16 protein-coding genes are annotated in these 18,801 nt (G+C 64.9%); 8 read left to right on the top strand and 8 right to left on the bottom strand.

What is annotated here, in order from left to right:
- Nucleotides 1-116: 116 nt before the first annotated feature.
- Nucleotides 117-1,529, top strand: coding sequence for a dipeptidase (locus tag AB4Y97_RS15350; RefSeq protein ID WP_441999915.1), 1,413 nt, complete (start codon nt 117-119; stop codon nt 1,527-1,529).
- A 411-nt stretch (nt 1,530-1,940) separates the two neighbouring features.
- Nucleotides 1,941-3,059 carry an ABC transporter substrate-binding protein gene (locus AB4Y97_RS15355; protein WP_441999916.1) on the top strand — a complete coding sequence of 373 codons (1,119 nt, stop codon included), beginning with the start codon at nt 1,941-1,943 and terminating at the stop codon, nt 3,057-3,059.
- A 215-nt stretch (nt 3,060-3,274) separates the two neighbouring features.
- On the opposite strand, the gene AB4Y97_RS15360 is transcribed toward AB4Y97_RS15355, so the two are convergent.
- The 8 genes from AB4Y97_RS15360 to AB4Y97_RS15395 all read right to left on the bottom strand — a co-directional run bounded on the left by AB4Y97_RS15360 (nt 3,275) and on the right by AB4Y97_RS15395 (nt 11,118).
- Nucleotides 3,275-3,832 carry an RES family NAD+ phosphorylase gene (locus AB4Y97_RS15360; protein ID WP_442000014.1) on the bottom strand — a complete coding sequence of 186 codons (558 nt, stop codon included), beginning with the start codon at nt 3,830-3,832 and terminating at the stop codon, nt 3,275-3,277.
- A gap of 77 nt (nt 3,833-3,909) precedes the next feature.
- Nucleotides 3,910-4,530: a helix-turn-helix domain-containing protein gene (locus AB4Y97_RS15365; RefSeq protein WP_441999917.1), complete on the bottom strand. Its 621-nt coding sequence runs from the start codon at nt 4,528-4,530 to the stop codon at nt 3,910-3,912.
- A 548-nt stretch (nt 4,531-5,078) separates the two neighbouring features.
- On the bottom strand, nt 5,079-5,450 hold the full coding sequence (gene mnhG, locus AB4Y97_RS15370) for a monovalent cation/H(+) antiporter subunit G (RefSeq protein WP_441999918.1): 372 nt from the start codon (nt 5,448-5,450) through the stop codon (nt 5,079-5,081).
- Complete coding sequence (locus AB4Y97_RS15375) at nt 5,447-5,728, bottom strand: K+/H+ antiporter subunit F (RefSeq protein WP_441999919.1); 282 nt, start codon at nt 5,726-5,728, stop codon at nt 5,447-5,449. Before AB4Y97_RS15375 ends, mnhG begins: the two co-directional genes overlap by 4 nt.
- Nucleotides 5,725-6,213, bottom strand: a complete 489-nt coding sequence (locus tag AB4Y97_RS15380) for a Na+/H+ antiporter subunit E (protein ID WP_441999920.1) — start codon at nt 6,211-6,213, stop codon at nt 5,725-5,727. The genes AB4Y97_RS15375 and AB4Y97_RS15380 overlap by 4 nt, the downstream gene beginning before the upstream one ends.
- Nucleotides 6,210-7,841 carry a monovalent cation/H+ antiporter subunit D gene (locus AB4Y97_RS15385; RefSeq protein WP_441999921.1) on the bottom strand — a complete coding sequence of 544 codons (1,632 nt, stop codon included), beginning with the start codon at nt 7,839-7,841 and terminating at the stop codon, nt 6,210-6,212. The genes AB4Y97_RS15380 and AB4Y97_RS15385 overlap by 4 nt, the downstream gene beginning before the upstream one ends.
- Nucleotides 7,838-8,182, bottom strand: coding sequence for a Na+/H+ antiporter subunit C (locus AB4Y97_RS15390; protein ID WP_442000015.1), 345 nt, complete (start codon nt 8,180-8,182; stop codon nt 7,838-7,840). Before AB4Y97_RS15390 ends, AB4Y97_RS15385 begins: the two co-directional genes overlap by 4 nt.
- Entirely contained in the window at nt 8,182-11,118 is a 2,937-nt protein-coding gene (locus AB4Y97_RS15395; protein WP_441999922.1) for a monovalent cation/H+ antiporter subunit A, read from the bottom strand. The genes AB4Y97_RS15390 and AB4Y97_RS15395 overlap by 1 nt, the downstream gene beginning before the upstream one ends.
- Before the next feature lie 1,014 nt (nt 11,119-12,132).
- On the opposite strand from AB4Y97_RS15395, the gene AB4Y97_RS15400 reads away from it, so the two are divergent.
- From AB4Y97_RS15400 to fabI, 6 genes are all read left to right on the top strand, one after another.
- A complete protein-coding gene (locus tag AB4Y97_RS15400; RefSeq protein WP_442000016.1) occupies nt 12,133-12,543 on the top strand; it encodes a helix-turn-helix transcriptional regulator in 411 nt (136 codons plus the stop codon).
- Between the two features lie 224 nt (nt 12,544-12,767).
- The gene (locus AB4Y97_RS15405) at nt 12,768-13,748 is read left to right on the top strand and encodes a phosphate acetyltransferase (RefSeq protein WP_441999923.1); all 981 of its coding nucleotides are present in this window, start codon (nt 12,768-12,770) and stop codon (nt 13,746-13,748) included.
- A gap of 3 nt (nt 13,749-13,751) precedes the next feature.
- Nucleotides 13,752-14,960, top strand: coding sequence for an acetate/propionate family kinase (locus AB4Y97_RS15410; RefSeq protein ID WP_441999924.1), 1,209 nt, complete (start codon nt 13,752-13,754; stop codon nt 14,958-14,960).
- 16 nt (nt 14,961-14,976) lie between these two features.
- Nucleotides 14,977-15,489 carry a hypothetical protein gene (locus AB4Y97_RS15415; protein WP_441999925.1) on the top strand — a complete coding sequence of 171 codons (513 nt, stop codon included), beginning with the start codon at nt 14,977-14,979 and terminating at the stop codon, nt 15,487-15,489.
- A 45-nt stretch (nt 15,490-15,534) separates the two neighbouring features.
- Nucleotides 15,535-17,949, top strand: coding sequence for a DUF3141 domain-containing protein (locus AB4Y97_RS15420; RefSeq protein WP_441999926.1), 2,415 nt, complete (start codon nt 15,535-15,537; stop codon nt 17,947-17,949).
- Nucleotides 17,946-18,752: an enoyl-ACP reductase FabI gene (fabI, locus tag AB4Y97_RS15425; RefSeq protein WP_441999927.1), complete on the top strand. Its 807-nt coding sequence runs from the start codon at nt 17,946-17,948 to the stop codon at nt 18,750-18,752. The genes AB4Y97_RS15420 and fabI overlap by 4 nt, the downstream gene beginning before the upstream one ends.
- Nucleotides 18,753-18,801: the final 49 nt, after the last annotated feature.

An 18,801-nucleotide genomic window follows, 5' to 3' on the forward strand; every position in this document is an offset into this window, starting at 1 on the left:
AGAGCGGCTCAAGGCGAGAGCTGCCCGCAGCCTCGAAGCCTTGGAAGCAGAACTCAAACCAGCCCTCGACGCCATCACTGCAAAAGATGCCCGAGGCTGGATCAGGCACGCCGGCTATGTCCTACACTGAAACCAAAAGCGCTTTAGTTCTGAAACGGCTCGAATCCGACCGCAAAGGGATCCTGTCGCGCCTTTATGAATTCGTGCGTCATCCCTCGGTCGGTGCCGATCCCGCCTACGCGGACGGCATGCGCGGCGCTCAGGACTTTCTGCTCGGTCGGCTCGAGGCGATTGGCCTTCGCAACGTGCGGCGCCTGGAGGCCGGTGGTCATCCGGCCATTTACGGAGAATGGCTCGGCGCGCCGGGCAAGCCGACTTTCCTGATCTATGGTCACTACGATGTGCAGCCGCCGGACCCGTTCGAAAAATGGTCCTCGTCGCCGTTCGAGCCCACCGTCAGGAACGAGCGCATCTACGCCCGTGGAATTTCCGACGATAAGGCTCCAAGTCACATTGCCCTGGAAACCTTGGGCGCGTTTCTACAGGAGGAAGGGAGCCTCCCGGTCAATGTGAAGGTGATGATCGAAGGCGAGGAGGAAACCGGCAGTGCGACGCTCGGAGCCCTGTGCCGGCGCTATGCCGACCTGCTGGCCGCCGATGCCGTCATCTCGGCGGACGGTGCGCGGTGGCGTGCCGATCTCCCGACGGTCACCGTCGCTTCTCGCGGCAATGCCGGTTTCGAGTTCACCGTCACGACGGCCTGCAAGGATCTTCATTCCGGTCGCTATGGTGGGGCTGTCCCGAATGCGCTTCACATCATCGCAGAACTGATCGCCTCCTTCAGAACTCGCGAAGGTGGGATTGCGGTAGAGGGCTTCTTCGATGGCGCCGAACCGCTCCACGAGCAGGAGCGAACCGCGCTGGCTCGGATCCCTTTCGACGAAGAAGCCTTCTACGCCGAGCTTCAGACGGCGCCGAGCGGCGAGCCCGGATACACAGCTCTGGAGCGTCTATGGCTTCGCCCGACGCTCGAGGTGAATGGCCTGTGGGGCGGCTATACGGGCGCCGGCAGCAAGACAGTGATCCCAAACGAGGCCCATGCCAAAGTGACCATGCGTCTGGTACCGGGGCAGACACCCGAGCATCTGGTGGAAATGGTGAAGAGCCATTTGTTGCGCCACTGCCCTGACGGCGCGACGATCACGTTCGGAAAGCCACGCGGCGGATCCAGAGCATATCTTCTCCCTTCGGATCACCCGCTGCTCGCGGCAGCAGAACATGCTCTGACGGAAACACTGGGCAAGGCTCCAATCCGGGTCCGAATGGGGGCGACACTGCCGATGACCGACATCATGGCTCGTGAGCTTGGCATTCATACCGTGATGTTCTCGTTCTCAACCTCGGATGAGGACTACCACGCTCCCAACGAGTTCTTTCGCCTCTCCTCTTTCGATGACGGGCTGAGAGCCTGGGTGAAACTTCTGCGCAGGGTGGGGGAGCAGAGGGAGGCTGACTATCGCCGGCCTTGACCACTCGGACGGGGTTGATGCCTGGCGGCACACCGAAGCCGCCGGCGTCTCTCCATGACGGAGTTCAAGCAACACGCACCGATACTGGCTTGCCGGTCCGGATCATGCGGTTGAGGGCCTCGACTGCGAGCGCCACCTCAGCCCTGCTGACTGGGATGGGAACGCGCCCGCAGCCCGGCCTCGTACTCAGGCCAGTTTGGGACCCGGTCTTTGGCTCGAAACGCATTCTGGGACAGAATACGTTCAATATGGGCTTTCCGAGGTAGAACCGTCTCCTAGTTCCCCCTCGATGCCACGCTACGGCCGTTTCGGTCGTCCGAATGGGACCGAGCGGCGCTGGCGGGCCAGAGGGATGTTCAGGGCGCAGACGCCTCAGGTGTGCCTCCCTGATCGATCGACTGGAGGAAGGTTATGAACGTTAGGCCGCTGCTTTCCCTGTCCATCCTATCTCTCCTGGCCGCGACCGGGGCTGCGCGTGCGCAGGATATCACCATCGCGGTTGCAGGCCCGATGACCGGCGCTGTCGCCTCGATCGGCGAGCAGATCAGGCACGGGGCCGAATTGGCTGCCGAGGCCATCAATAAGAATGGCGGTGTCAACGGCAAGAAGATCCAGATCTCGATCCAGGACGATGCCTGCGATCCGAAACAGGCTGTCGCCATCGCCAACCGTGTCCTGTCGGCAGGCATCAAGTTCGTCGATGGCCATGCCTGCTCCGGCTCGTCAATCCCGGCCGCCGAAGTCTATGGCGAGAACAACATCCTGATGATGAGCCCGGCTTCGAGCGCGCCGAAGCTCACGGACGATGCGGCGAAGAACGGCTATGCGACAATCATGCGGCTCTATGGCCGCGACGATGCGCAAGGCCGTTTCATCGGGCCGTGGATCAAGGACAACTACGGCACGAAGAAGATCGCGATCCTGCATGACAGGAGCGCCTACGGCAAAGGCCTCGCCGACGTGGTGAAGGAATCCCTCAACGCGGCCGGCGTGAAGGAAGTTCTCTACGAGGGCATCAATGCCGGGGAGAAGGATTACCGCGCCGTGATCAACCGCTTGAAGAGCGCAGGCGTCGAGTTTCTCTATTTCGGCGGCTACCACACGGAGGCCGGGCTCATCAAACGGCAGGCGGCCGATCAGCACTACCCATTCCAGCTGATGATGGGCGACAGCCTCGCCACGCCCGAATTCTGGTCGGTGGCGGGACCGGCGGGCGAGGGCACCCTGTTCACCTTCCCGACCGATGCCCGCGAGACCGAGGCTGCGAAGGGCGCCATGGAACAGTTCAAGCAGATCAACTTCGTGCCCGAGGGCTTCAGCCTGTTCTCCTACGCCGTGATCCAGGCGATCGCCGGCGGCATCGCCGCGGCGAACAGCACGGACCCGGTTGCCGTCGCGAAGGCCCTGCGCAGCACGAGCGTCGATACGGTTCTCGGGCCCGTCAGCTTCGACGAGAAGGGCGACGTCAAGAACCCGCACTACGACATCAATGTCTGGAAGGACGGCAAGTACAGCAAGCTGACGCAATAACGTCGACGAAAGCCTCTGTGAGGCGAAAGCCGAGCCTTTGCATGCCGTGACGATGGCCGTCAGTCCGGCCCGCAGCGTCTGCGCTGCGGTTGCACAAGTAGATCACTCCACCCGCCTTCGGTACAAGCCACCGGAGTCCCGCCACCGCACTCATTTCCACGTCGTCGAAATAGGGCAGGTTCCGACGCTCTCATGGGGAGTGACTGTGATACCTGCTATGCGGGTGAGAGGGATTTGCCATATGCATCGAGCAGGGCCGCGACCTCATGCAACATCGCCGTCAACGGCGTCGTCGACCTGATGTCGAATGCCATGTCAGGACGCTCGAAGAGAGCCAGACATATTTGGTTCGACTCGTGCCGGGACTGATACGCGATTCCGTCCAGCTGGTCCGGATGATCCCAGAGGGCGTCCGACCACAAACCGCATGGTTCGTAGGGACCCGTGGAGATCGCGTTGTCGGTGCCGACCGCTTGTAGGCCGGAACCATAAAGCTTCACGACGCGCAGTTCACGGCGGCAGGCCAGCTCCGTCGCGGCGCGGTCTGTAATCTCCGAGGTGGCGACCATCAGGCGCTGCGGGTTGCGCAGCAGCGTTTCCGCCACGGCACCAGCCCGGTTCAAGCCGACATAAAGCACGCCGAACCGGCTGCTCGCGCTGTCGAACCGGTAGGTCGGTGGGACACCAGGGCCGGGACCAAAAAACACCGTTCCGAGTGATGCCCGGTGGATCCGGTGCAGCACCGTGCCGGCCGGCAGGACATCGATCGGCAAGCTCTTGCTGCCGAGCCAGGCGGGCGGAGGGGGCGCGGCCCCGGTCGGTCCACGGCTCTTGGGAGGTTGTGAAGGGGTCACGCGAAGCCGTCGCCCTGAAACCCGCGGACCAGGCGCATCACCGGGTCGCGGTCGCCAGCTCTCAACGCCTCCAGCGGCGTCCGGCCCGCCAGGTTCGCGTCAGGGGCGAGGAGGAAGTCCAACGCCACCCAGGGACTTGCCGCACCGAAACCGCGCACGACGTCCGGAATGCCGGCCACGACCTCGCCGTTGTCGAACTGGCAGACCGGATAGCGCCAGTCGCTGCCCTCCCGCACCGCCAGCAGGGTGCCGGCGCGCCGGCGCTTGTCGATCGCCTGGCGGGTGATCCCAAGAATCTGGCCGGCCTCGTCCGCCGACAATGCGCCACCGGCCCGGTTCAGGAGTGTCTGACGGTGCTCGACGTTCCGGGCCAAGGCCGGCGCGAGCGGGTCGAGATCGGTGACGGCCGACCCGACCACCTCGGAGCGGCTCAGCAGCTGGGCAAGGGAGCCGACGTCGGTGGGGGCGGCGAGGATCTCCGTCAGGGTCTTCGTCGGGACGTTGCCGGCGATCCGCTCGAGCGCGGACAGGGCCCGGCGCAGGAACGCCGCCTGCACCGAGTCGGGCTCGGCGTGGACGTTCAACATGAAGCTGGACGATGCGGATTGGCGGGCCATAACAGCCTCCTTGGTTGTCTTAGTCATAAGATGGCAATGAAAAGGAAGATGTCAACCATATCGATCTCAGCCGTTGGCATCGCGGAGAATAGGATGATGAGCCGTCCCGCACGAAGGACAATGATCCACTCAGTCCCTTCCAAGGGGTTGGCCGAGCGGCGGGGCCCGTTCCTCGGTTCTACGATTGGCTTACCCGGAGTTACCAGATCCTGAGGCGGATGAGTAAAACGGCATTGTCACGTTAACTGCTGCTGAGCGTCATGAGGCGCCATCGTGGTGCGCTCACAGGATGTCGCAGTCGATGAAGCGACGGTACTGGCGGCGCTTGTCAGCCGCCTAGCGACATTCAAGCTGCCGATTCGTCGCCGCGCTGCCGCGCAACGCCATGGACAAAGTGCAGAAGAACGTTCTGCGCAAGCAGTTCTCCAGCCTCTATGCGCCGAAACGCAGTTCCTAAAGCCGCGAACTGGCGCGAAAAATGCCTATACTTCGAATTTGCGACAGAACCACGGAAAATCCCCAAGGGTATGTGGATCTACATCCCGGCCCTATCCAGAGGGCGGCAAGTTCTCTGCCACCTCCGCTGCGGGAACGTCCCTGCTGCCCTCGGTGCGGTCGCGATATAGGGCCGCCCGAACGAGCAGCATCAGGGTCGCCGGCGTGGTCAGGGTGACGAACGTGATGATCAGGATCTCGTGCACGACGGGCCGCGCCTCGATCACGCTGAAGAACAGGGCCGATCCAGCCAGGATGCTGGCCGTGCCCAAGGTCGTGCCGAGTGTGGGCGCATGGACGCGGGCATAGAAGTTCCTGAGCCGTAGCAGCCCGAGCGATCCGATCAGGGTGACGATGGACCCGAGCAGCACGAGAAGGGCAGTCAGCAGCGCGGCCCAAGCCGGCAGATCTCCCACGGCGCTCATTCGATCACCTCGCCACGCATGAGGAACTTGGCAAGCGCCACGGTCGAGACGAACCCGAGGAGGCCGATGATCAGCGCCGCCTCGAAGTACAGGGTGCTGCCGGTGCGGATGCCGAACGTGACCAGCATCAGCATGGCATTCACGTAGAGGGAATCCAACCCGAGGATCCGGTCCTGCGCGCGCGGACCCGTGATGATGCGGTAGGTCGTGCAGCACATGGCAAGACCCAGCAGGACCTGGGCGACAGCGATGGCCCATGTCAGGATGAGAGCGCTCATTCGAAGACCTCCATCAGCCGCCGCTCGTAGCGGTCCTTGATGAGCCGGGTCCACGCCGTCTCGTCGACGAGGTCCAGCACGTGCAGCAACAGGGTTCCTTTGGCGGCGTCGTAGTCCACCCAGATCGTGCCCGGGGTCGACGTGATGATGACGGAGAGGACCGCGAGCCCGTGACGGTTGCGCAGCGCAAGCGGAATGGTCAGGAAGCCCGCGTTCACGCCGGGTTCCCGGGAGCGGACGATGATCCGTCCCACCGCGAGGTTGGAGCGCAGGATATCGATCAGCACCATGCCCGCAAGCCGCAGGATTGCGCCGGGACGGCGGAAGCGCGGCTTCTCGGGCCGCAGTGTCGCCATCGCCCATGACGCCAGCACGGCGAGGACGCCTCCCAGGATGATATGGCCGGCCGAGACGCTCTGGTTCAACAGCAGCCAGAGGACGAGCAAGGCGGCCGAGAGCAGGGGGTAGGGGAGGAGCCAGTTCATGGGTCGCCTCCTCCCTGGGCCGGTCCAGCCCGCTCCGCCGACAGCACGCCCGCGACATAGCCTTGCGGAGCCCGGAGGGCCTGCGTCGTCGCTTCCATGTAGCGCATCGCCGGCCCGCCGCCGACGGTGAGGCCGAGGGCGAGCAGCAGGAGGGCGAGCACCGGGGCCATCTCGATGATCCGCACCCGGGGAACGCTGTCGTCCAAGCGGGCCCAGAAGCTGCTGATGCCGGACCGCGTCATGGCAATCAGCGTTGCAAGCCCCGACACGGTCAGAAGCCCGATCATTGTCCAGGTCGCGGCCTGGACCGCGGTGCCGTCCATTTTGAGCATCGCTGCCATGATGGCGAACTTCGCGACAAAGCCCGAGAGCGGGGGTAGGCCCGCGAGGAGCAGGGCGCAGGCGACGAAGCTGCCTCCCAGCAGGGCGATCGTCGCCGGAATGGCCACCCCGATCTCGTCCGCCGGACCATCGTCATCACCCTCGCCATAGGCCTCCATGGTGACGGCGAGCACATCGGCGCCGGGGTCGCGGATGCGCTCGACCAGTTCCACGAGAAGGAAGAAGGCGGCAATGCCCAAGGTGGAGCTGACCAGATAGAACAACGTGGCGCCGATGACCGCCACGTCTCCGGTGCCGATGGCGGCGATCAGCGTCCCCGATGAGACGAGCACGCTGTACCCGGCGAGCCGCGACAGGGACTGCGACGCCAGGATGCCGATCGTGCCGAACACGATCGTCAGCATGCCGCCGACGAGCAGCCATTCACCGCCGAACCCGGCAAGCGGCCCCGCCTCCGGGCCGAATACCAGCGTCCACAGGCGCAGGATGACGTAGACGCCGAGCTTGCTCATGATGGCGAACATGGCGGCCGACGGTGCGGACGCGGCGGCATAGGTCGTCGGGAGCCAGAAGTTGAGCGGCCATGCGCCCGCCTTCATCAGGAAGGCGGTGCCGAGGATCGCCGCAGCGGTGGCCACGAGGGCCGCATCTCCGGGCACAAGGGCGGGAACGCGGTCGGCGAGGTCCGCCATGTTGAGCGTTCCGGTGACGCCGTACGCCAGGCTGGCGCCGATCAGGAAGAGAAAGGAGCCCGTCAGGTTGATGACGATGTAGGCCAGGCCCGCCCTGACCCGGACGATCCCGTCTCCGTGCAGGACGAGGCCGTAGGAGGCGGCCAGCAGCACCTCGAAGAACACGAAGAGGTTGAAGAGATCCCCGGTCAGGAAGGCACCGTTGAGGCCCATGAGCTGAAGCTGGAAGATCGTGTGGAACCGCGGCCCGGCCCGATGCCAGCGCGCGAGCGAGAACAGCAGCGACGCGAGGCCCAGCACGCTCGTCAGCACCAGCATGAGAGCGGACAGCCGATCGAGCACCAGCACGATCCCGAAGGGCGCCGGCCAGTTGCCGAGCTGGTACACCCTCACGGCCGATCCCCCCGACCCCGCGGGCGATATGTCGGCCAGGCGGAGCAGCATGACCGACACGATCAGCAGGGCGACCGTCGTAGCCATCCCGATTCCACCCTTGAGGATGCGGCGGCGCTCGTCGAGGAGAAGCATCACGGCCCCGGAGACGAGCGGCAGCAGGATCGGCACGATGATGAGATGATCGTTCAAGCCCATCATCGTGTGTCCTCCCGGCCGTCGACGTGGTCGGTTCCCGTGAGGCCGCGGGAGGCCAGCAGGACGACGAGGAACAGGGCCGTCATGGCGAAGCTGATAACGATGGCGGTAAGGACCAGCGCCTGCGGCAGCGGATCGGCATAGAGCGTCGGATCGACGGCCTCGGTGGTTTCGAGGACCGGCGGCGCTCCGATCCGCAGGCGGCCCATGCCGAAGATGAACAGGTTGACCGCATAGGAGAGCAGGGACAGGCCGATGATGACCTGGAAGGTGCGCGGGCGCAGCAGCAGCCACACGCCCGAGGCGGTGAGGATGCCGACCGCGAGCGCGAAGATGAACTCCATCATGCATCCTCCTTTGCCGTTGTAGGCGTCGCGACAGGAATCCGCGGACGGGCGGCTCGCGGGGTTCGGACCGACTGGTGCGCCAGGGCGATCAGGATGAGCACCGTCGCCCCGACGACGACGACGAAGACGCCGAGATCGAACAGGAGCGCAGTGGCGGCGGGAACCTTGCCGATGATGGGGAGGTCCAGGTACCGGAAGTGCGAGGTGAGGAACGGATACCCGAAGAGCCAGGTGCCCATGCCGGTGAAAGCGGTGCAGAGCAGGCCGAGACCTGTCCAGACGATGGGACGGATCTTCAGGCGCGCCTCCACCCAGCGGGTCCCGCCCGCCATATACTGGAGGATGAGGGCGATCGACATGGTGACGCCGGCCGCGAAGCCCCCGCCGGGCAGGTCGTGCCCGCGCAGGAAGAGGTAAATCGCGACCAGCCCGATCACGGGGAAGAGCCACTGCATGATCAGCCCAGGGATCGTAAGGTAGTCGGCCAGGGTATCGCCAACGGCACGGTCCGGACTGGCCCTGTCGTGGGCATCCTGCACCTGCTGCTGCTCGGGCGCGTCGACACTCTCCGGCGCAGGGCGGAAGCGGCGCAAGAGGGAGAAGACGGTAATCGCCACGACGGCGAGCACCACGATCTCGCCGAAGGTGTCGAAGCCGCGGAAGTCGACCAGGATGACGTTGACGATGTTGCAACCGCCGCCTTCCGCATAGGCGTTCTCGACGAAGTAGCGCGAGATGGTATTCGGCAGAGGTCGCGTGAGCATCGCGTAGACGATCAGTGTCATGCCCGTGCCGGCCGCGATGGCGAGGGCCAGGTCCCGTCCCCGGCGCACCCTTGCCTGAAATCCGGCAGACAGGCCTTCGCCCGCGACCTCGATCCGCTTCGGCAACCAGCGCAGGCCCAGGAGAATCAGCACCGTGGTGACGATCTCGACGAGAAGCTGGGTGATGGCGAGGTCGGGCGCCGAAAACCAGACGAAGGTGATGCAGGTGATCAGCCCGGCCCCGCCCAGCAGGACCATGGCGGCGAGGCGGTGGTACTTGGCCTGATAGGCTGCGCCGATAGCGCAAAGGCTACCGACGATCCAGAGCAGGAGGAAGGCGGGGTCGAAGGCGCTGCCGGCAAGGGGACCGGCTTCCGGGTCGATCCGGTAAAGTGGCCAAAGGGCCGCAAGGACCGCGAAGGCCACCAACAGGCGCAATTGCGGCTGAAGCCGCTGGGTCCCGAACAGACGCTCCAGGGAGCGGGCCCACTTCCACGACAGGTTGACCAGCACGCGCTCGAAGATGCGCTGGCCCTTGAGGCGACGCACCAGGGGAGAACCGTCGATGCCCTTCGCGAGATAACCCTGCAACAGCCAGTACAGGAGGACGCCCCCCACCAGCGCGATCACGCTCATGAGCAGGATCTTGTTGAAGCCGTGCCACACGGCGAGGCTGTAGGGCGGGGTGTCGGGTCCCAGTACCGCCCGGACCGCCGTCGCGAGGAAGGGCTTGATGGTCATCGCCGGGAGGATGCCGACGAGCAGGCACACCAAAACCAGGACTTCGATGGGGAACCGCATCCAATGGGGCGGCTCGTGCGGCTTGCGCGGCAGGTCGGTTGCGGGCGGACCGAAGAACACGCCGTGGATGAACCGCAAGGAATAGGCGACGCCGAAGGCGCTCGCCAGCATGGCGAAATACGGCAGGGAGTGGTCGAGAAGCGAGTCGACGTGGAAGGCCGCCGCCTCGGCAAAGAACATCTCCTTCGAGAGGAAGCCGTTGAGCAGGGGCACGCCGGCCATGGCTGCGGCAGCGACCATCGCCAGCGTGGCGGTGATTGGCATGAACCGGAACAGCCCGCTCAGGCGCCGGATGTCGCGGGTGCCGGACTCGTGGTCGATGATGCCGGCGGCCATGAACAACGATGCCTTGAAGGTCGCATGGTTGATGGTGTGGAAGATCGCCGCCACGGCAGCCAGCGGGCTGCTGAGTCCGAGCAGCAACGTGATGAGGCCGAGGTGGCTGACGGTGGAATAGGCCAGCAGACCCTTCAGGTCCTGCTGGAAGATCGCCGCGTAGGCACCGAGGAGCAGGGTGCAGAGGCCCGCCGTCACGACGATGTAGAACCAGGCTTCCGTGCCGGACAGCACGGGCCAGAGCAGGGTGAGCAGGAACACGCCCGCCTTCACCATGGTGGCCGAGTGGAGATAGGCCGAAACCGGGGTGGGCGCGGCCATGGCGTGGGGCAGCCAGAAGTGGAACGGAAACTGCGCGCTCTTGGTCAGGGCGCCCAGCAGGACCAGGATCAGGGCGGGCAGATAAAGGCTGCTGCCGCGGATGCGATCCCCGGAGGCCAGCACCTCGTCGAGATCGTAGCTGCCGACGATATGGCCGATGAGCAGAACGCCGATGAGAAGACACAATCCACCGGTGGCCGTGACCGTCAGCGCCATGCGCGCCCCGTCACGGGCGCTGGCATTGTGATGCCAGTAGCCGATGAGGAGGAAGGAGAAGAGACTGGTCAGCTCCCAGAAGAAGACCAACTGAATGATGTTGCCGGACAGGACGATGCCCAGCATGGCCCCCATGAAGGCAAGCAGGAACGCGAAGAAGCGCGGCACGGGATCCTCGGGCGACATGTAGTAGCGCGCATACAGCGCCACGAGGAAGCCAATGCCGGTGACCAGCAGGGCGAAGAGCCAGGTGAAGCCGTCCATGCGCAGGGTGAAGTCGAGGCCCAGGGACGGCAGCCACTCGATGCCGATGCGCAGGACGCCACCCCGGTGAACGGCCGGATATTGGACGGCCGTCACGACGGTGCCGCAGAGGGCAATGATCCCGGCCAGGAAGGCGGCGCCGTTGCGGGCATCCTTTTGCAGGAAGGCGGCAATGAAGCTCCCGATGAAAGGAAGGGCGATGATGGCCAGGAGGGGCATGCCACTGGACATGGATTGAGCTATCTCCTTCCGGGTGGGGAGCGCGGATGAAACTCCAAGTTGGGGGCTATGCCACCCAATATGGTTGACGGGGGAGCCTGAAGCAACGGCGGCACCGGCAAAATCATCGTCTGGCCCTCCGCCCGGAGGGTGTCGGGCGACACTGCCCGGCTATATTCCGTTGAAGTGCCGTTAGCTTGGTTCTCAGGTCCGCCGACCGCCGACCGCCGACCGCCGACCGCCAACCGTCCACGGTCCTATATGCCCGGCAGCCCTCCTCGGGGAGGGAAGGCGAAGGCCAGGAAACCGCCGGGCAATTTCAATGTGAAGGTTCATCGCTGACGATGGACGCGCGCCGAGGCCATGGTGCTCGCCGCTGCATGGAGGGTGCATCTGTCGCGGATGCATGGGAGGAAAGTCCGCCTATATCAGGCCAGAATCCCGCTGGCCCGGCCCGCCGCACCCGATTCCACAGAGGAGTTTCCTGATACCCGCCTCAGGATCACCGGTGTCACTGAGCATTTTGGCGTGAGACAGCTGACTGAGCGCTTTCAGTGACTTGGCTTCCAGTCTGAGACAAATGTTTGGACATTTAACGTGAGACTCCAACTCACAAACGTTGTCCGGACTTGCAAACGTTGTCCGGACTTGGGCCCCCCGGACTTGGGCCCCGATGAGCCTTGCGCACCAAAGCCGGCGGCCGCCCGACAGGTTCTCACCCTCGTCAAAGGCAAGCCGCCCGAGGAAGGCGGCTAGTCGGAACAACCGCCTTCGGTTCCGAACTGTCAAGAGAAAGTCCTAAGCGGTCAAGCAGGCGGACAGGGAGTGACTATGATGTGGTCGGTCCGATAGCGGCAGGACTCCAGAAAGGAGGGAGGAGCGATGGAAATGCAATCCACCCGCAGGGCAGACGAGATGCAGTCAGGCCATGGCTTTGGTTCACTCACCGAGGATTTGCGCCGGGTGCTTCGGACCGAACTGCTCAGGGGCACGTGCTCCGCCGCCGAAATCGCGCGCCTTTTCTCGATGCACCGCCGCACCTTGCACCGACACCTGCGTATCGAGGGTCTCGCGTTCCGGCGGGTTGCCGACGAAGTCCGCTTCGAGATTGCGTGCGAGCTGCTGGCCAACACCGACATGGCGCTGAGCCAGATCGCGGCGGCCCTGAAATACTCCGAGTCGAGCGCCTTCACGCGCGCCTTCCGGCGTTGGTCCGGGCGGCAGACTCCGTCGGCGTGGCGCGCCAGCCACCCCCGTGTCCGGAAATCGCGGCGGCCCCGCAGGCCACATCACCCTCGTCCAGGCCCGGACGCCGGCGGCCCCCAAGCCGGTCGGGCAACCTTTACTGACCCGGTCATCCCGCAGGCAGAGGAGGCGAGCCATGCGTCTCCTTCAGGACGAGGCCGACCGCTCCCTTGCTCGGATCATCCGGGGTAGGCAAGGCGGGCTCATCGCTCATTTCCCGCCGGGCAGTCCTAAACTGTCAAAATATTGGCTCAACCGGTCAAGCAGCGGATATCGGGAAGGTCATACTCGCGTCTGCAGACAAGCCGGACGGTCGCGAAATTGGGCATGGGAGGCGTTCCTGCAAGCTCCTCGTAAACCCGGCGGCATCCTGGCACTCAATCGCCACAGCCCATCGGTATACGTGGGAGGTCATCATGACGGTTGCGGTTCCAGCCCCGGGCACGTCCCAACAGGGTCAGCGGCGGCACGACAAGTATGACCGGCTCGTGGTGGCTGCCCAGTCTCTCCCGAAACTGAAGGTCGCCGTGGCGCACCCTTGCGATGCGGCCTCCTTAAGCGCGGTGTTCGAGGCGGCCGAGCTCGGCCTGATTGAGCCGATCCTCGTCGGGCCGCAGGCCAAGATCAAGGCCGCCGCGGAGGCGCTCGGCAAGGATGTCTCCAGGATGCGCATCGTCGACGCGCCGTACAGCCATGCCGCTGCGGAAGAGGCCGTCAATCTCGTGCGGTCCGGCCAGGCGGAAGCCCTGATGAAGGGAAGCCTTCATACGGACGAGCTCATGGGCGCCGTGGTCCGCCGCGAGGGTGGGCTGCGCACGGCCCGCCGGATCAGCCACTGCTTCGTCATGGATGTTCCCGGCCACGAGACCGCGCTCATCATCACCGACGCGGCGGTGAACATCGCGCCAACGCTGGAGGACAAGGTCCACATCGTCCAGAACGCCATCGATCTCGCCCGGGCACTGCGGGTCGATCCGGTGCGGGTGGCGATCCTGTCGGCGATGGAGACTGTCAACCCGAAGGTGCCCTCGACCATCGAGGCCGCGGCTTTGTGCAAGATGGCCGACCGCGGGCAGATCACGGGTGGGATTCTCGATGGTCCGCTCGCCCTCGACAACGCCATCGACCTCGGCGCGGCGGCGATCAAGAAGATCCAGTCCCCGGTTGCCGGGCAGGCCAATGTGCTCGTCGTTCCGGACTTGGAGGCCGGCAACATGCTGGCCAAGAGCCTGACTTTCCTCGCCGACGCCGATGCCGCCGGCATCGTGCTCGGCGCCCGTGTACCCATCATCCTCACGAGCCGGGCCGACTCGACGATCACGCGGCTGGCTTCCTGCGCCGTGGCTTCGCTGGTGGCCGATGCGCAGCGCAAGCAACTCGCCATCCCGGAGGTCTGAGCCATGATCCCCGTCCTCATCGTCCTCAACGCAGGGTCATCGAGCCTCAAGTTCCAAGTCTATGACATGTTTGACGGCGCGGAGCCGCGGCTCGTCTGGAAGGGCCTCTATGAGGGCCTGGGGGCCGAAGCCCACTTCATCGTCAAGGACACGGACGGCGCCATCCTCGATGAAATGACGTGGAGCAGGGGCGACCGGATCGGGCACGAGGAGGCATTGATGCATCTCGTCTCATGGCTGCGCTCCCACCAGGAGGGGCGCAAGCTCGCGGCCATCGGGCACCGAGTCGTCCATGGCGGCGAGGCCTTCACCGCCCCGGCGCTGGTCGACGACTCCGTCATCCAGAGGCTTGAGGCGCTGGTGCCACTCGCGCCGTTGCATCAGCCCCACAACCTGGAGCCGATCCGGATCGTCCGCCGCCGCCTTCCGGGAATGCCGCAGGTCGCCTGCTTCGACACCGCCTTCCACCAGACACAGTCTGACATCGCGAGCCTGTTCGCCCTGCCGCGCGAGATGCGCGAGCGCGGCGTGCGGCGCTACGGCTTTCATGGCCTTTCCTACGACTACATCGCATCCGTCTTGAAGGATTACGATCCTCGTCTCGCCGAGGGACGGGTGATCGTTGCGCATCTCGGGAACGGCGCAAGCCTGTGTGCCCTTAAGGAAGGAACCAGCGTCGCCACGACGATGGGATTTTCCGCCCTCGACGGCCTTCCGATGGGAACCCGCTGCGGAGCTGTCGATGCCGGCGTCATCTTCTTCATGCTGCGGGAGATGGGGCTCAGTCCGGATGAGGCAGAGGGCGTGCTCTACACCAAGTCCGGCCTCCTGGGGGTTTCCGGCCTGTCGAACGACATGCGGGTCCTGCGGTCGAAGGCGGCGGCGAACGCCGATGCCAAGCGCGCCATCGACCTGTTCGTCTACCGGATCACGCGCGAGATCGGCTCGCTCGTTGCGGCACTTGGCGGACTGGACGGGTTCGTCTTCACGGCCGGGATCGGCGAGAACGACACGGCGACGCGGTCGGAAGTGATCGCCGGCCTGGCATGGGCCGGCCTCGCCTTGGATGAGGCCGCCAACCGCGGCGGCGGCCCGCGGATCTCCACCGGGCCCGGGCCCACGGCGTGGGTCATCCCCACCAACGAGGAACTGGTGATCGCACGGCAGACGCGAAGCGTGCTCGGCGCCACGCAGGCCAAACTTGCATCCTGAACGGGAGATTGATGTCATGGAAACGCTGAAGACGAAGCCGGAACAGTCAAAGGCCCAGCAGGAACTCGGCGACGAGACGTTCATGTCGGCCGCCGACCTGCGCAACTACATGACCGAGATGCAGATGGCGAAAGCCATGAAGTCGGTCGACGGCATGGATAAGGCCGGCCAAGCACGCGAAGCGCTGATCAAGCGGCTGGCTGAGCCCATCGACCTGACGCCTGAGCGCCTGAAGGAAATTGTGCAGCCGCTGAAGACGAAGCTACGGGCGGCGGCGGAACGCGGCCAGACCGAGCTGATGGTCATGCGGTTCCCCAATGCGCTGTGCACGGACCATGGCCGCGCGATCAACAACGCGGATCCGAGCTGGCCGGAAACCCTCACCGGACGCCCGCGCCAGGCGTACGAGCTTTGGCGCGACCAGCTTAGGCAGGCCGGGTTCAGGCTGAGCGCGCTGATCATCGAGTGGCCGGGCGGGTTGCCGGGCGACGTCGGCTTCTTCCTCAAATGGGGCGACACAAAGAAGTGAAAGAAGTGAGCTTCTTCGGAAGCACCTTTGGACAGGACAAGAGCAATGCGAGAAGTCGAATCCAGGACCGGAGAACGGAACGACGGCGGGCAGGCCGGGCTGACGGAGCTCGCCCGTTCGCAGGCGAAGGTCACCGAGGTCTACCACGAGCGGTGCACCAAGGCGGTTCAGCGCTACCTTGATGCCGTGAAAACCGCGAGCGAACCGTGGCTGGAGGGTTCGGCGCGTTCGGCTCCCCCCCTGGATCTCTGGCGTGACGCCAGTGCCTACTGGCTCGACTTCACACAGCGCTCGATCCTGTTCTGGGACACGCTGCGCCAGCGCGGCAACAACTGGATCGAGCATGAGAAGGCCGGCAAGCCGCCTCTTCTGGATTTCGACTGGGAGACCATCGCGGATGCCCGCACGTTCGAGCGGCCCGTAAACTACGCTCTGTTGCGCATCATTCCTCCGGATGGCATCAAGACCGATCCGCAGCGGCGACCCTTCGTCATCATCGATCCGCGGGCAGGCCACGGGCCGGGCATTGGCGGATTCAAGCAGGACTCGCAGGTCGGCGTGGCGCTCAAGGCAGGGCACCCGGTCTACTTCGTCAGCTTCTTCCCGGAGCCGGTGCCCGGGCAGACTCTGGCGGACGTCTCGCGTGCCGAAGCCGAATTCCTCCGCATCGTTGGCGAGCGTCATTCCAAGACCCGCAAGCCGGTCGTGATCGGCAACTGCCAGGGCGGATGGGCCTCCATGCTTGTCGGTGCCATCGAACCGGATCTCGTGGGGCCCATCGTCATCAACGGGGCCCCGATGTCCTACTGGGCCGGCAACGACGGCGAGAACCCGATGCGCTATGCGGGCGGCATGCTCGGCGGCACCTGGCCAGCGCTCCTGGCCAGTGATCTTGGCGCCGGCAAGTTCGATGGGGCCTACCTTGTCGAGAACTTCGAGTACCTCAACCCCGCTAATACCTACTTCGACAAGTACTACACCCTCTTCTCAAAGATCGACACTGAGCCGGAGCGCTTCCTGGAATTCGAGCGCTGGTGGGGGGGCTTCTTCCTGATGGACCGGCAGGAGATCAAGTGGATCGTCGAGAACCTGTTCGTAGGTAACAACCTCGCGGAAGGCGACGCGGAATGGTCCGAGGGGCGCGCCTTCGACCTGCGGGCGATCCAGTCTCCGATCATCCTTTTTGCATCGCTCGGCGACAACATCACGCCACCGCAGCAGGCCTTCAACTGGGTTGCGGATATTTACCCGACCACGGAAGCGCTCAAGGCGAACGGGCAGGTCATTGTCGGCCTGATGCATAAGAGCGTCGGCCATCTTGGTATCTTCGTCTCAGGCGCTGTCGCTAAGCGTGAGCACACGCAGATTGTCGACCTGATCGATTATATCGAGCACCTGCCGCCGGGCCTCTACGGCATGCAGGTCGAAGAGCTGAAGACGGACGGGAGCGTGCGCTACGACGTTCTGCTGACCGAGCGGCGCGTCGAGGATCTGCAGATCCTGCAGAAATACGGCCGCAAGGACGAGGTGCCGTTCGAGACAGTCGAGACGACCTCCGAGGCGTTCGCTTCCGCCTACGAGAGCTTCATCCATCCTCTCGTTGCTGCGATGGTGACGCCCGCAGGGGCGGCCATGCGGCGGACCATGCATCCCCAACGGGCGCAGCGATGGGCGATGTCGGATCTCAATCCCTTCCTGTGGCCGCTCAAGGGCGCGGCCGAGATGGTCCGGGCGAACCGCGCGCCGCGTGACAACAAGGGTCCGATGGCAATGATGGAGCGTTGGACGGCCGCCATCACGTCCGCCTCGTGGGACCTCTATCGCGACCTGCGCGACGCAGGGGTGGAGAACACCTTCTTCCGCACCTACGGCCCGACCAGCATCGGCGTGGCTGCGGAGCAGAAGGAGGCCGTCGCGGAGGAACCCATCGACGTGCGGAATGCTCCCCTGGTCAAGAGGGCGCTGTCGCGCCTTGAGGAGGGCGATCCGACGGAGGGCATCGTCCGCGCGGTGCTCCTGCTGATGAAGGCCGGCACCGGACGGCGGCGGCTCTCGGCCATGAAGCGGACTCGCGAGCTTGTCGGCAAGGATGTCGGTCTCCTCGAAATGCCGGCGGAGGCTGCCCGCGAGATCATCCGTGGGCAGTCCTACATCGTCGATTTCGAGCCGGTGAAGGCGCTCGTCGCGCTTCCGAAGCTGCTGCGGGCCTCCGCGGACCGGCGTCGGTTGCTCGACCTGCTCGACCGCCTTGAGGGCCGGATCGAGGCCAATCCAAAGCAGATCGCCTTGCTGGGCGAGATCCGGCGCCTCCTGTCCCGGGACGGTTCCGACGGCGAAGCGACAGGCAGTCCAATTACGGAGCCGAAGGCGGAGCCCCCCAAGCAGCTCCGGCCTCTGGCGGTGAAGCAGGAATCCGCTCGTCGAGCCCGCGACAACCGACGCGCGAGGGCAAGGCCATGAACGATCAACCTAACGAACTGACCAAAGCCGCCATCCAGTCGAAGATCCTGCACGGTAAGCGTGCCCTTGTCATCGGCATCGCCAACGAGCGTTCGATTGCCTATGGCTGCGCGCGGGTCTTCCGCCAGCTCGGGGCCGATCTTGCTGTGACCTACCTCAATGAGAAGGCCCGGTCTTACGTCGAGCCTCTCGCCAAGGAGCTCGGGGCCTCGATCTTCGCCCCCTGCGACGTCGGGCGGAACGGGGAACTTGAGGCCGTCTTCCAGCAGATCCGCGAGACTTGGGGCAGCCTCGACATCGCGCTCCATTCCATTGCCTTCGCACCGAAGGAGGACCTGCAGGGGCGCCTCGTCGACAGCTCGGACGAGGGCTTCAAGGTGGCGATGGACATCTCCTGCCACTCCTTCGTCCGCATGGCCCGGCTGGCCGAGCCGTTGATGCCCGAAGGCGGAACGCTCTTGGCGATGAGCTATCATGGCGCCAACAAGGTGGTCCCGAACTACAACCTGATGGGCCCCGTCAAGGCGGCCTTGGAGAGCGCCGTCCGCTATCTCGCCTATGAACTGGGCGACAAGCATATCCGCGTGCACGCCGTGTCGCCCGGCCCCCTGAAGACACGGGCTGCCTCCGGCCTCAAGGACTTCGATGTCCTGCTGTCCGAGGCCATCGCGCGCGCGCCCATCGGCGAATTGGTCGATATCGAAGACGTAGGTCTCACCGCCGCGTATCTGACGACGCCCTTTGCCAGAAGGCTCACCGGAACGACCACCTATGTCGACGGCGGGCTCAGCATCATGGCGTGATGCTGGTCCCATGCGTGAACATACGATCAAGAGGAGGTCCTACTGCCGT

It is taken from the genome of Microvirga sp. 2TAF3, from assembly GCF_052114965.1.
Lineage (GTDB): Bacteria > Pseudomonadota > Alphaproteobacteria > Rhizobiales > Beijerinckiaceae > Microvirga.